Raw genomic sequence first — 13,297 nt, forward strand, 5'->3', positions numbered from 1 at the left:
CGGAACTAACAGGAACAAACCACATGAATACCGCCGTGAACGTCAACGTCGTGCATGAGTCCGAAGCCCAGCGCCAGCATGCCCGGGTACGCATCCCCGCCAAGCTGCGGTTCCTCGACCCTCAGCGTCAGGCCCACGATGTGAAGGTCGACGACCTCTCCGCCGGTGGCCTGAGCTTCCACACCAAGCAACCCCTGTCGGTTGGCGATGTGCTGCGCGGACGGCTGCAGTTCACGGTCGACAACCTCGGCCTGTCGATGGACATCGAGTTCCAGGTGCGCTCCTACCACCCGGACAGCGGCCGTACCGGCGCGCAGTTCCAGAACCTCGAGCCACGCGACATCGCCACCCTGCGCCACATCATCACCACCCACCTGTCGGGTGAGCTGATCAGTGTCGGCGACGTACTCAGCACCCTGCAGCGCGACAACTTCACCAAGGCACGCAAGCAGAAGGACGGCGGCAGTGGCCTGAGCGCATTCGGCCGCCTCAAGGCGGTCACCGTCACCCTTGGCGTGTTCGTGGTTGGTGTCGCCGCCTTCGGCTTCGTCGCCAAATCGCTGTACGGCATGTACTTCGTCAGCCACGCCGAAGCCGGCGTGGTGGCAGTGCCGACCACCACCATCACCATGCCGCGCGACGGCACCGTGAGCAGCCTGGTCGACAGCGGCGGGATGATCGGCAAAGGTGCGCCACTGGCCACCTTCACCACCAGCATGCTGGACATGCTCAAGGGCAACCTGGAAGACGCACAGCTGGAGCCGGCCAAGATCGAGGAACTGTTCGGCAAGCAGCTGTCCGGCACCCTCACCAGCCCCTGCGATTGCGTGGTCGCCCGCCAGCTGGTGGACAACGGCCAGTACGCGGCCAAGGGCCAGCCGATCTTCCAGCTGATCCCGCGCACCACCAACCCGATGGTCGAGGCGCGTTTCAGCTATCGCCAGTTCGACGAGGTCAAGCCAGGTACCCGGGTCAACTTCCAGGTCGCCGGCGAAGACGAAGTGCGCACCGGCCAGATCGTCAGCAGCGCCAGCCTCAACAGCGATGACCTGGCCTCCGACATCCGCGTGCAGATCAAGCCCGACGGCGCCATGCCTGCCGAACTGGCCGGGCGCCCGGCGTCGGTCAACAGCGACCGTGGCCCTTCGTTGAACTGGCTGATCGACAAAGCCATGGCCCGTGGGCTGTAAGAGGATCGCCGTATGATTCCCCACAAGAAAAGCGCCAGCTTGGGCCTGTGTGCCCTGGCTGCAGCCATCACCCTGGCCGGCTGTGCCGGCCTGCCCGACCAGCGTCTGGCCAACGAAGCCATGAAGCGCGGTGACACGGCACTGGCCGAGCGCAACTACAAGGCCCTGGCCGACCTGGGCTACAGCGAAGCGCAAGTGGGCCTGGCCGACATCAAGGTCGCCACCCGCGACCCGGCGAAAATCAAGGAAGCCGAGGCCACCTACCGCGCCGCGGCTGGCACCTCGCCGCGCGCCCAGGCGCGCCTTGGCCGGCTACTGGTGGCCAAGCCCGACAGCACCCAGGCCGAACGCGAAGAAGCCGAGAAGCTGCTCAAGCAAGCCGCCGCACAGGGCGAAGGCAACACCCTGATACCGCTGGCGATGCTCTACCTGAGCTACCCGCAGAGCTTCCCCAAGGTCAATGCACAGCAGCAGATCGACCAGTGGCGTGCCGCCGGCAACCCGGAAGCGGGCCTGGCCCAGATTCTGCTGTACCGCACCCAGGGCAGCTACGACCAGCACCTGGGCGACGTGGAAACAATCTGCAAGGCCGCCCTCGCCGCCACCGACATCTGCTACGTCGAGCTGGCCACCGTGTACCAGAAGCGTGGCCAGGCTGACCAGCAGGCTGCCCTGCTCGGCCAGCTCAAGGCGGCCTATGCCCGCGGCGCGGTACCGGCCACCCGGGTCGACAGCGTCGCCCGTGTCCTGGCCGACCGCAGCCTCGGCCAGACCGACGAAAAAACCGCCAAGGACCTGCTCGAGCAGGTGGCGCCGGCCAACCCGGCGTCCTGGGTCAGCCTGGCGCAGCTGGTCTACGACTTCCCCGAGCTGGGCGATACCGACCAGCTGATGGCCTACATCGACAAAGGCCGCGAAGCCGAACAGCCACGCGCCGAACTGTTGCTCGGCCGCCTGTACTACGAAGGCAAGACCCTGCCTGCCGATGCGGTAAAAGCCGAGCAACACCTGCAGGCTGCCGCCGATGCTGGCGAAGTCAGCGCCCATTACTACCTGGGGCAGCTGTACCGCCGTGGCTACCTGGGCAACGTCGAGCCACAGAAAGCCGTCGACCACCTGCTGGCTGCCGCCCGTGGCGGACAGAACAGCGCCGACTATGCCCTGGCCCAGCTGTTCAGCGAAGGCCATGGCATTCGCCCGCAACCGGGTAATGCCTGGGTATTCGCCCAGCTGGCCCAGGTCAACCCGACGCCGCAGTCCACTGAACTGCTGCAGCAACTCGACCAGCAACTCACGCCTGACCAGCGCAGCCAGGCGCAGACCCTGCTGGCGCAAGAGAAGCAGGCACGCGGCAGCATGAGCCAGGGCGCCAACAGCACCCTGGCCATCGAAGCCCTGCAAGACGACGAAAAAGAAGTAACCGGTGAGGACTCGCTATGACGCTCAATCCCTTCGTGAAAGCCGGCATCGGCCTGAGCTTCGCCCTGCTGTGGTCCTGCCCGACCCTGGCGGAAATGACCGCTGAAAAGAACTTCGGCCTGGATGTGAAAATCACCGGCCAGTCGGAAGACGACCGTGACCTCGGTACCCGCTCCGGCGGCGACGTCAGCGGCCTGGGCCTCGACCTGCGCCCTTGGGTATATGGCGAGCGCGGCAACTGGAGCGCCTATGCCATGGGCCAGGCCGTCACTGCTACCGACACCATCGAAACCGACACCCTGCGCCAGAACGACGACGGCACCACCACCGACACCGCCGCCGACGGCCGCGAGCAGGACAAGAGCTACCTGGCCATGCGCGAATTCTGGGTCGGCTACAGCGGCCTCACCGCCTACCCCGGCGAGCAGCTGCGTTTCGGTCGCCAGCGCCTGCGCAGCGACGATGGCATGTGGCGTGACACCAACATCGAGGCGCTGAACTGGACCTTCGACACCACCCTGCTCAAGGCCGACCTGGGCGTAGCCCAGCGCTTCAGCGAATACCGCACCGACCTCACCGAGCTGGCCCCGGAAGACAAGGACCGCACGCACCTCTACGGCAACGTCGCCACGCAGTGGACACCTGGCCACTGGGTCGGCGTACGCGCCCACCACACCCATGACGGCGGCAGCCTGAAGAACCCGGGCGAAACCGTCGACGCGCTGGACAAGACCCGCACCGGCGACCTGACCTGGCTGGGCCTGGAAGCCAACAGCGATGCCTACAACTGGCGCAACGACCACACCGTCAACTACTGGGGCAGTGTCACCTGGCTCACCGGTGACCGCGACACCCTCAGCAGCCAGGTAGTGGGCGACGAAAACGTAGCCACCGGCAAGCAGAGCGGCGACGTCAACGCCTGGGCCACCGACCTCGGCATCCGCGTGCGCCTCGACCCGCAATGGCAGGTCGGTGCAGCCTACGCCCGTGGCAGCGGCGGTGGCGGCGACGACGGTTCGAGCAACTACGAGCAGACCGGCCTGGAGAGCAACCGCTCCAACTACACCGGTACCCGTTCGCGCGTGCACCGCTTCGGTGAAGCCTTCCGCGGCGAGCTGGGCAACCTGCAGGCGGCCACCCTGTTCGCTTCCTGGCAGCTGCGCGACGACTACGACGCCAGCTTCATCTACCACAAGTTCTGGCGTGTCGACGGCAACCAGAACATTGGCTCCAGCGGCATCAACGCGGTGGTCAACGACAACGGCGTGAACCGCCCGCTGGTCGATGGCGAGAAAGACCTCGGCCAGGAGATGGACGTGGTCGTGACCAAGTACTTCAAGCAAGGCCTGCTGCCGGCTTCGATGAGCCAGGCCATCGACGAGCCATCCGCCCTGGTGCGCCTGCGTGCCGGCGTGTTCAAGCCGGGCGACGCCTACGGCAAGGAAGCGGACTCGTACATGCACCGTGCCTTCGTCGACGTGATCTGGCGCTTCTGAGGCCGGTAGGGGACTTACCGTTATGAACCTTCACCCGCACCTACGTCACAGCCTGCTGGCCAGCGCCTTGCTGCTGGCCGCAGGCCTGGCCGCCGCCGCAGAGCCCACCACCACGGCCAAGGGCTTGCAGCAGGCCAAGACCTACACGGTCTCCAGTGCCCCGGTCGAACCACTGCACATGGACCCGCCAAAGCTGCCCGACCTGACCGGCTACACCGCCGAGGCGGTACAGAAGAAGATCGACCGCCGTCACAAGGGCAAGGTCAGCCTGCGCCGCATGTTCCAGGAAGACACCCTCAAGGAGTTCGTCGGTGGCGACAACAAGGCGGCCGAGTGGGTCCAGCGCCAGCATGGCATTCCGCAGGCGATCTTCGTCGATGACGGGCATGTCGACCTGGTCGAGCTGAGCAAGAAGGTACCCAAGCAGTACCTCAGCGAAGTCGAGCCGGGCGTGTACCTGGCGCGCCTGCCGATCGTGGTCGGGCAGAAGGGCATCCTCGAGATCGACGGCAAGGTCAAGCAGCTGCGCCTGTCCCAGGAGGGCGGTTCGTTCCTGGTCAACGACGGCAAGCTGTTCGTCACCGATACCCAGGTGACCGGCTGGCGCGAAAAGGACAACGGCCCGGCGACCTTCCGCTCGCCCAAGGAATTCCGCCCGTTCCTGCTGTCGTGGGGTGGCACCGAGACCTACATCGTCAACAGCAAGATGGCCAGCTTCGGCTATGCCAAGTCCAAGTCGTACGGCGTGAGTATCTCGCAGTACACGCCGAACATGGCCAAGCGCATGGGCCGCCCGGAACCCACCGGCTGGATCATCGGCTCGGAATTCAGCGACATGTGGTACGGCTTCTACTGCTACGAGACCCAGGACTTCGTGGTCAAGGACAACACCTACCGCGACAACATCGTCTATGGCATCGACCCGCACGACCGCTCGCACCGCCTGATCATCGCCGGCAACACCGTGTACGGCACCAAGAAGAAGCACGGCATCATCATTTCGCGTGAGGTCAACGACAGCTGGATCATCAACAACAAGAGCTACGACAACAAGCTCTCCGGGGTGGTGATCGACCGTAACAGCGTCAACAACCTGATTGCCTACAACGAGATCTACCGCAACCACACCGACGGCATCACCTTGTACGAAAGCGGCGACAACCTGATCTGGGGCAACAAGCTGATCAACAACCGCCGCCACGGCATCCGTGTGCGTAACAGCGTGAACATCCGCCTGTACGAGAACGTCGCCATGGCCAACGGCCTGGTGGGCGTGTACGGCCACATCAAGGACCTGTCCGACACCGACCGCGACATCGCCCTCGACCCGTTCGACACCAAGGTGTCGCTGATCCTGGTCGGTGGCGAACTCGCCGCCAACGGCTCCGGCCCGCTGTCGATCGACTCGCCGCTGTCGGTCGAGCTGTACAAGGTGTCCATGCTCGCCCCGCGCAAGGCCAGCGGCATCAGCCTCAACGGCATCCTCGGTGAACGCCAGGACGAAATCCTCGACCTGCTGGTCCGCCAGAAAAAGGCTGTGCTGATCGACCCGGTCGAACGCCAGACCGAAATGATCGAATAAGGAAGCCCAGACCATGACTCCACACCTGATGAAACTGCTGGGCCTGTCCACTGCCCTCCTGGCCATCAGCCAGGGCGTGAGCGCCGACGAAGTGAAGGCCCCGACCTTCACCGCCGAGCCTTGCTGCCAGCTGTGCCCGGAAGCGCACGACCCCAGCCGCTACACCACCCGTTACCAGCAGAACTTCACCACGCTGGTGCAGGCCCAGGGTGACTGGCTGTTCCGTACCCGCGAAGACCTGCGCACCGAGTTCACCACCACCCCGGCTGGCTACAAGCGCCTGCAGCAGGTGCACGACGCGTTCAAGAAGCGCGGCGTGGAACTGGTAGTGGTGTACCAGCCGACCCGTGGCCTGGTGAACCGCAACATGCTCAACCCGGCAGAAAAAGCTGCCTTCGACTACCAGAAGGCATTGGGCAACTACCAGGCGATGCTCAAGCGCTTCGCCAGCATGGGCTACAACGTGCCCGACCTGTCGCCGCTGACCAACGAACAGCTGGCTGCCGCCGACCAGGGCAAGGACTTCTACTTCCGTGGCGACCAGCACTGGACGCCGTACGGCGCCGAGCGCGCGGCGAAGATCGTGGCCGAAACCGTGCACAAGATGCCGGCTTTCGAAGGCATCCCGCGCAAGGAATTCGAGACGAAGAAGTCTGGCCGCATGGGCAAGACCGGCACCCTGCACAACGTTGCCGGCCAGCTCTGTGGCACCAGCTATGCCGTCCAGTACATGGACCAGTTCACCACCGAGCCGAAGGGCTCCGACGGTGGCGGTGACGACCTGTTCGGTGACGCCGGCAACGCCCAGATCACCCTGGTCGGCACCAGCCACAGCGGCAAGAACTACAACTTCGCCGGCTTCCTGCAACAGTACATCGGTGCCGACGTGCTCAACGTCGCCTTCCCCGGTGGCGGCCTGGAAGGCTCGATGATCCAGTACCTGGGCAGCGAGGAATTCAAGAAGAACCCGCCGAAGATCCTGATCTGGGAATTCTCCCCGCTGTACCGCCTGGACCAGGAAACCATCTGGCGGCAGATCCTTGGCCTGCTCGATGACGGCTGCGATAACCGCCCGGCGCTGATGAGCGCCAGCACCACCCTCAAGCCGGGCAAGAACGAGTTGATGGTGAACGGCAAGGGCGGCGTGATCAAAGACCTGGTCAACCGCAACATCCAGATGGACGTGAAGTTCGAGGACCCGTCGGTGAAAGTCCTGCAGGCCACCCTGTGGTACCTCAACGGCCGCCACGAGGACATCAAGCTGGAAAAACCGGAAACCGCCGATACCGATGGCCGTTTCGTCTTCCAGATGCGCGAAGACGAGGACTGGGCCAGCCAGAGCCTGCTGGCCTTCGAGGTACAGGGCCCGGAAAGCGGCACCCAGAAAGTCGAGGCCAAGCTCTGCAAACGCAACAACTTCGCCGTGCCCGCGCAGACCGCGCAGGCCGGCCAGTGAGGCGACCATGACTGCGTTCAAGCGAATTTTCCGCCCTGCCCTGCTCGCCCTGGCCTTGTTCGGTGGTGCCGCGCATGCCGCGCTGGTGCCGCCACAGGGGTACTACGAAGGGATCGAGAAGCTCAAGACCAACGACGGTAACTTCCGCTGCGAAGCCGTGCCCAAGCCGTACACCGGCGCCTTGCAGTTCCGCAGCAAGTACGAAGGTTCGGACAAGGCGCGGGCCACCCTCAACGTCAATTCGGAAAAGGCCTTTCGCAAGTCCACCGAAGACATCACCACCCTTGAAAAAGGCGTGAGCAAGATGATCGGCCAGTACATGCGTGACGGCCGCCCGGCGCAGCTCGAATGCGCCCTGGCCTGGCTGGGCAGCTGGGCACGTGCCGATGCGTTGATGTCCACCGACTACAACCACACCGGCAAGTCGATGCGCAAATGGGCGCTGGGCAGCATGAGCGGTTCGTGGCTGCGCCTGAAGTTCTCCAACTCGCAGCCGCTGGCCGCGCACCAGGCCGAGGCCGAGCTGATCGAGAAATGGTTCGCCCGCCTCGCCGAGCAGACCGTGCGCGACTGGAGCGACCTGCCCCTGGAGAAGATCAACAACCACAGCTACTGGGCAGCCTGGGCGGTGATGGCCACCGCCGTGGCCACCGACCGTCGCGACCTGTTCGACTGGGCCGTGAAGGAATACCGGATTGGTGCCAACCAGGTCGATGCGCAGGGCTTCCTGCCCAACGAGCTGAAGCGCAAGCAACGCGCCCTGGCCTACCACAACTACGCCCTGCCGCCGCTGGCGATGATCGCCAGTTTTGCCCAGGTCAACGGCGTGGATGTGCGCAGCGAGAACGACAACGCCCTGCAGCGCCTGGCGCAGCGGGTGCTGGCCGGCGTGAAGGACCCCAGCGTGTTCAAAGCCCGCAATGGCGAGAAGCAGGACATGCAAGACCTGAAGATCGACAGCAAGTACTCGTGGATGGAGCCCTACTGCAGCCTGTATGCGTGCAACGGCGACACCCTGCAACGCAAGCGCGGCATGCAGCCGTTCAACAGCTTCCGGCTGGGCGGCGACCTGACCCGGGTCTACGACCCGAGCGCAGAGAGCAAGAAATGAGTTGAACCCCTTTGGGGGTCGGAACCTGTGGGAGCGGGCATGCCCGCGAAGAATGCACCGCGGTGCATGGCAAGGGCTTCGCCCTTGTTCGCGGGCATGCCCGCTCCCACAGGTACCAAGGCTTCCCCCACTTTTTCAGTGGGGGGTTTGGGGGGCGCTGTGCCCCGGATGCTGTGAACAAAAAGGAGAACCGGGATGGTCTTCTCGTCCAACGTGTTCCTGTTCCTGTTCTTGCCGATCTTCCTCGGCTTGTATTACTTGAGCGGGCAACGTTATCGCAACCTGTTGCTGCTGGTCGCCAGCTACATCTTCTACGCCTGGTGGCGAGTGGACTTCCTGGCCCTGTTCGCCGGGGTCACCCTGTGGAACTACTGGATCGGCCTGAAAGTCGGCGCCGCCGGGGTCCGCACCAAGCCCGCCCAGCGCTGGCTGCTGCTCGGCGTGGGTGTCGACCTGGCGATCCTCGGCTACTTCAAGTACGCCAATTTCGGTGTCGACAGCCTGAACGCGATCATCACCTCGTTCGGCCTGGAGCCGTTCATCCTCACCCACGTGCTGCTGCCGATCGGTATCTCGTTCTACATCTTCGAGTCGATCAGCTACATCATCGACGTGTATCGCGGCGACACCCCGGCCACCCGCAACCTGATCGACTTTGCCGCGTTCGTGGCGATCTTCCCGCACCTGATCGCCGGCCCTGTGCTGCGCTTCAAGGACCTGGTCGACCAGTTCAACAACCGCACCCACACCCTGGACAAGTTCTCCGAAGGCTGCACCCGCTTCATGCAGGGCTTCATCAAGAAAGTGTTCATCGCCGACACCCTGGCAGTGGTGGCCGACCACTGCTTCGCCCTGCAAAACCCGACCACTGGCGATGCCTGGCTCGGTGCCCTGGCCTATACCGCGCAGCTGTACTTCGACTTCAGCGGCTACAGCGACATGGCCATCGGCCTGGGCTTGATGATGGGCTTCCGCTTCATGGAGAACTTCAAGCAGCCGTACATCAGCCAGTCGATCACCGAGTTCTGGCGGCGCTGGCACATCAGCCTGTCGACCTGGCTGCGCGACTACCTGTACATCACCCTGGGCGGTAACCGCAAAGGCACCTTCAACACCTACCGCAACCTGTTCCTGACCATGCTGCTGGGCGGCCTGTGGCACGGCGCCAACTTCACCTACATCATCTGGGGCGCGTGGCATGGCATGTGGCTGGCCATCGAGCGCGCGCTGGGCATCGACACCAACCCGCAGCGCTTCAACCCGGTGAAGTGGGCCTTCACCTTCCTGCTGGTGGTGGTCGGCTGGGTGATCTTCCGCGCCGAAAACCTGGAAGTGGCCGGCCGCATGTACGGCGCCATGTTCAGCTTCGGCGACTGGCAGCTGTCGGAACTCAACCGCGCCCAGCTCACCGGCCTGCAGGTCGCCACCCTGGTGGTTGCCTACATCACCCTGGCGTTCTTCGGCCTGCGTGACTTCTATCGCAATGCCAAGCCGACGCCCAAGGCCACCCCGGTGGCGGTCAACGCCGACGGCTCGATCGGCCTGGACTGGACCCGGGTGATGACCCGCGCCCTGGTGCTGCTGCTGTTCGTGGCCTCGATCCTCAAGCTTTCGGCGCAGAGCTACTCGCCGTTCCTCTACTTCCAGTTCTGAGGTGGATGACATGACCCGCACCTTACGCATCACCTATTCACTGTCGTTCCTCGGCCTGCTGGTAGGCATGGGCGTGTGGTCGACCGGTGGCCTGCAAAGCTTCCAGCGCACCGAGCAGATGACCCTGCTCAACGGCAAGCTGGCCAAGGCCGCCGAGACCCACTACGACGAGCACTTCCCGATCAAGCGGTTGGGCACCAACCTGTGGGCGGCGATGGATTTCAAGCTGTTCAATGAAGGCCGCCCCGGCGTGGTACTGGGCCGCGACCAGTGGCTGTTCAGCGACGAAGAATTCAAGCCAACCGCCGGGGCCGAGCAACTGATGGCGGAAAACCTGGCGCTGATCCGTGGTGTACGCGACACCCTGCAGCAGCACGGCAGCCAGCTGGTGCTGGCGATCGTGCCGGCCAAGGCGCGGGTGTACGCCGAATACCTGGGCAAGGAACTGCCGACCAGCCTGCATGACGACCTGTACAACCAGTTCCATGCCCAGGCGCGCCAGGCCAACGTGTTCGCCCCGGACCTGATGGCACCGCTGGAGCAGGCCAAGGCCCGCGGCCAGGTGTTCCTGCGCACCGATACCCACTGGACGCCGATGGGCGCCGAGGTGGCGGCCCAGGCACTGGCCGAAGCCGTCGGCCGGCAAAGCCTGCTCAACGGTGAGCCACAGGCGTTCATCACCGAAGCCGGCAGCACCGCACCGTACAAGGGCGACCTGACCAATTTCCTGCCACTGGACCCGCTGTTCAGCAACCTGCTGCCAGCCCCGGACAACCTGCAGAAACGCACCACCCGCCCGGTCGAGGCCGAAGGTGAAGGCGGTGACGCACTGTTCGCCGACAAGCAGATCCCGGTAGCCCTGGTAGGCACCAGCTACAGCGCCAACCCGCACTGGAACTTCCTCGGTGCGCTGCAGCAGGCGCTGCGCAGCGACGTGGCCAACTACGCCGAAGACGGCCACGGCCCGCTGCTGCCGATGCTCAAGTACCTGCAAAGCGATGCCTTCAAGAACGCCGCACCGCAAGTGGTGGTGTGGGAATTCCCCGAACGTTATCTGCCAATGAAGAACGACCTCAGCAGCTTCGACCCACAGTGGATCGCGCAGCTGAAGAACTCCCGTAAATCCGAAGAAAACCTGGCCTTGTCGTCCACCCGGACGAACCACTGATAGAGAGGAACACGCCAATGACTACCAAGACTTCCATTGCCAAAGCCCTCACCCTCGCGGCCGGCCTGTCCCTGGCCTCGATGCAGGCATTCGCCGGTGCCGACGCCGCGCTGTACGGCCCGACTGCACCAAAAGGTTCGACCTTCGTGCGCCTGTACAACGCTTCCAGCACCCCGACCGCAGCCTCGGTCGGCAATACCCAGATCAAGCAGGTTGGCGCCCAGGCCAGCAGCGACTTCAGCTTCCTGCCAGGCGGTGACTATACCGCCCAGGTCGGCGGCAAGAGCGTGCCGGTCAAGCTGGCCTCGGACAAGTACTACACCCTGGTCAACAGCGCCAACGGCAGCCCGAAGCTGATCGAAGAGCCGCCGTTCAAGAACAAGCAGAAAGCCCTGGTTCGCGTGCAGAACCTGAGCGACCAGCAACTGACCCTGAAGACTGCCGACGGCAAGACCGAAGTGGTCAAGCCAGTGGCCGCCAACGGCCGTGGCGAGCGTGAGATCAACCCGGTCAAGGTCAACCTGGCGCTGTACCAAGGAGACAAGAAAGTGGGTGACGTCAAACCGGTCGCCCTGGAGCGCGGCGAAGCCGCAGTGCTGTACGTAACGGGTTCCGGCAACGCCTTGTCGCCGGTGTGGGTAACTCGCCCCGTGGCTAACAACTGATTTCCCTGCCTCTAAACGACTATTGGAGAAACATGATGATCCCGGTAATTCTTTCTGGTGGTAGCGGTTCCCGTCTGTGGCCTCTGTCGCGCAAGCAGTTCCCCAAGCAGTTCCTGGCCCTGACCGGTGAGCACACCCTGTTCCAGCAAACCCTGGAACGCCTGGTGTTCGAAGGCATGGACACCCCAATCGTGGTCTGCAACAAGGACCACAAGTTCATCGTCCAGGAGCAACTGGCCGCGTTGAAGCTGGAAACCCAAGGCATCCTGATGGAGCCGTTCGGCCGCAACACTGCCCCGGCGGTGGCCATGGCGGCGATGAAACTGGTCAACGAAGGCCGCGACGAGCTGATGCTGGTGCTGCCCGCCGACCACGTGATCGATGACCAGAAGGCCCTGCAACGTGCCCTGGCCCTGGCCACCGTGGCCGCCGAGCGTGGCGAGATGGTGCTGTTCGGCGTACCGGCGACCAAGCCGGAAACCGGCTATGGCTACATCCGCTCCAGCCAGGATGCCCTGCTGCCGGAAGGCGTGGCCCGCGTTGCCCAGTTCGTCGAGAAGCCCGACGAGAAACGCGCTGCCGAATTCGTCCAGGCCGGTGGCTACTTCTGGAACAGCGGCATGTTCCTGTTCCGTGCCAGCCGCTTCCTCGAAGAGCTGAAGAAGCACGACGGCGACATCTACGACACCTGCGTGCTGGCCCTGGAGCGCAGCCGTGAAGACGGCGATGTGCTGACCATCGACGAAGCCACCTTCGCCTGCTGCCCGGACAACTCCATCGACTACGCGGTGATGGAAAAGACCCAGCGCGCCTGCGTGGTGCCGATGTCGGCCGGCTGGAGCGACGTGGGCTGCTGGTCGTCGCTGTGGGAAGTGCACGAGAAGGACGACAACGGCAACGTCACCAAGGGCGACGTGGTGGTACAGGACAGCCACAACTGCATGATCCACGGCAACGGCAAGCTGGTATCGGTGATCGGCCTGGAAAACATCGTGGTGGTCGAGACCAAGGACGCCATGATGATTGCCCACAAGGACAAGGTCCAGGGCGTCAAGCAGATGGTCAAGACCCTCGACGAGCAGGGCCGCAGCGAAACCCAGAACCACCTGGAAGTGTACCGCCCGTGGGGTTCGTACGACTCGGTGGACATGGGCGGCCGCTTCCAGGTCAAGCACATTACCGTCAAGCCGGGCGCCAGCCTGTCGCTGCAGATGCACCACCACCGCGCCGAGCACTGGATCGTGGTGTCCGGCACTGCCGAGGTAACCTGTGACGAGAACGTGTTCCTGCTGACCGAGAACCAGTCGACCTACATCCCGATCGCCTCGGTGCACCGCCTGCGCAACCCGGGCAAGATCCCGCTGGAGATCATCGAGGTACAATCCGGCAGCTACCTGGGCGAGGACGACATCGAGCGCTTCGAAGACGTGTATGGGCGCACTTCCACGCCGATCGAGCGTGGCGTTTCGGTGAAGACCATCGCGCAGTAAAACTGCAAGCTGCAAGAAAAAAGCGGGACGGAGGTGAATCTGCGAGCGCGGGTTCACCACCGTCCCG

10 protein-coding genes are annotated in these 13,297 nt (G+C 64.1%); all 10 read left to right on the top strand.

The window, feature by feature from the left end; translation table 11 throughout:
- The first annotated feature begins 23 nt into the window (after positions 1-23).
- The 10 genes from HG549_RS21305 (at position 24) to HG549_RS21350 (ending at position 13,230) form a co-directional block, all read left to right on the top strand.
- A complete protein-coding gene (locus HG549_RS21305; protein ID WP_170032496.1) occupies positions 24-1,190 on the top strand; it encodes an alginate biosynthesis protein Alg44 in 1,167 nt (388 codons plus the stop codon).
- 12 nt (positions 1,191-1,202) lie between these two features.
- Complete coding sequence (algK, locus tag HG549_RS21310; RefSeq protein WP_170032497.1) at positions 1,203-2,630, top strand: alginate biosynthesis TPR repeat lipoprotein AlgK; 1,428 nt, start codon at positions 1,203-1,205, stop codon at positions 2,628-2,630.
- Entirely contained in the window at positions 2,627-4,105 is a 1,479-nt protein-coding gene (locus HG549_RS21315; RefSeq protein WP_170032499.1) for an alginate export family protein, read from the top strand. The genes algK and HG549_RS21315 overlap by 4 nt, the downstream gene beginning before the upstream one ends.
- Before the next feature lie 22 nt (positions 4,106-4,127).
- Positions 4,128-5,687: a mannuronan 5-epimerase AlgG gene (gene algG, locus HG549_RS21320; protein ID WP_170032501.1), complete on the top strand. Its 1,560-nt coding sequence runs from the start codon at positions 4,128-4,130 to the stop codon at positions 5,685-5,687.
- 13 nt (positions 5,688-5,700) lie between these two features.
- Positions 5,701-7,143, top strand: a complete 1,443-nt coding sequence (locus HG549_RS21325) for an alginate O-acetyltransferase (RefSeq protein ID WP_170032503.1) — start codon at positions 5,701-5,703, stop codon at positions 7,141-7,143.
- 7 nt (positions 7,144-7,150) lie between these two features.
- On the top strand, positions 7,151-8,254 hold the full coding sequence (locus HG549_RS21330) for a mannuronate-specific alginate lyase (RefSeq protein WP_170032505.1): 1,104 nt from the start codon (positions 7,151-7,153) through the stop codon (positions 8,252-8,254).
- A gap of 195 nt (positions 8,255-8,449) precedes the next feature.
- Positions 8,450-9,907: an MBOAT family protein gene (locus HG549_RS21335; RefSeq protein ID WP_170032507.1), complete on the top strand. Its 1,458-nt coding sequence runs from the start codon at positions 8,450-8,452 to the stop codon at positions 9,905-9,907.
- 10 nt (positions 9,908-9,917) lie between these two features.
- Positions 9,918-11,075, top strand: a complete 1,158-nt coding sequence (locus tag HG549_RS21340) for an alginate O-acetyltransferase (RefSeq protein WP_170032509.1) — start codon at positions 9,918-9,920, stop codon at positions 11,073-11,075.
- Between the two features lie 17 nt (positions 11,076-11,092).
- Positions 11,093-11,740 carry an alginate O-acetyltransferase AlgF gene (locus HG549_RS21345; RefSeq protein ID WP_170032511.1) on the top strand — a complete coding sequence of 216 codons (648 nt, stop codon included), beginning with the start codon at positions 11,093-11,095 and terminating at the stop codon, positions 11,738-11,740.
- A 35-nt stretch (positions 11,741-11,775) separates the two neighbouring features.
- Positions 11,776-13,230 (top strand): mannose-1-phosphate guanylyltransferase/mannose-6-phosphate isomerase, encoded by a 1,455-nt coding sequence (locus HG549_RS21350; protein ID WP_170034287.1) that lies wholly within the window; start codon positions 11,776-11,778, stop codon positions 13,228-13,230.
- Positions 13,231-13,297 lie beyond the last annotated feature (67 nt).

This window comes from Pseudomonas sp. SK, assembly GCF_012975065.1.
Classification (GTDB): domain Bacteria; phylum Pseudomonadota; class Gammaproteobacteria; order Pseudomonadales; family Pseudomonadaceae; genus Aquipseudomonas; species Aquipseudomonas anuradhapurensis.

Bases quoted from the DNA above. Each gene is read 5' to 3' on its own strand.
- HG549_RS21305 (WP_170032496.1), top strand. From the start codon at position 24: ATGAATACCGCCGTGAACGTCAACGTCGTGCATGAGTCCGAAGCCCAG.
- HG549_RS21330 (WP_170032505.1), top strand. From the start codon at position 7,151: ATGACTGCGTTCAAGCGAATTTTCCGCCCTGCCCTGCTCGCCCTGGCC.
- HG549_RS21325 (WP_170032503.1), top strand. From the start codon at position 5,701: ATGACTCCACACCTGATGAAACTGCTGGGCCTGTCCACTGCCCTCCTG.
- algG (WP_170032501.1), top strand. From the start codon at position 4,128: ATGAACCTTCACCCGCACCTACGTCACAGCCTGCTGGCCAGCGCCTTG.
- HG549_RS21350 (WP_170034287.1), top strand. From the start codon at position 11,776: ATGATCCCGGTAATTCTTTCTGGTGGTAGCGGTTCCCGTCTGTGGCCT.
- HG549_RS21345 (WP_170032511.1), top strand. From the start codon at position 11,093: ATGACTACCAAGACTTCCATTGCCAAAGCCCTCACCCTCGCGGCCGGC.
- HG549_RS21340 (WP_170032509.1), top strand. From the start codon at position 9,918: ATGACCCGCACCTTACGCATCACCTATTCACTGTCGTTCCTCGGCCTG.
- algK (WP_170032497.1), top strand. From the start codon at position 1,203: ATGATTCCCCACAAGAAAAGCGCCAGCTTGGGCCTGTGTGCCCTGGCT.
- HG549_RS21315 (WP_170032499.1), top strand. From the start codon at position 2,627: ATGACGCTCAATCCCTTCGTGAAAGCCGGCATCGGCCTGAGCTTCGCC.
- HG549_RS21335 (WP_170032507.1), top strand. From the start codon at position 8,450: ATGGTCTTCTCGTCCAACGTGTTCCTGTTCCTGTTCTTGCCGATCTTC.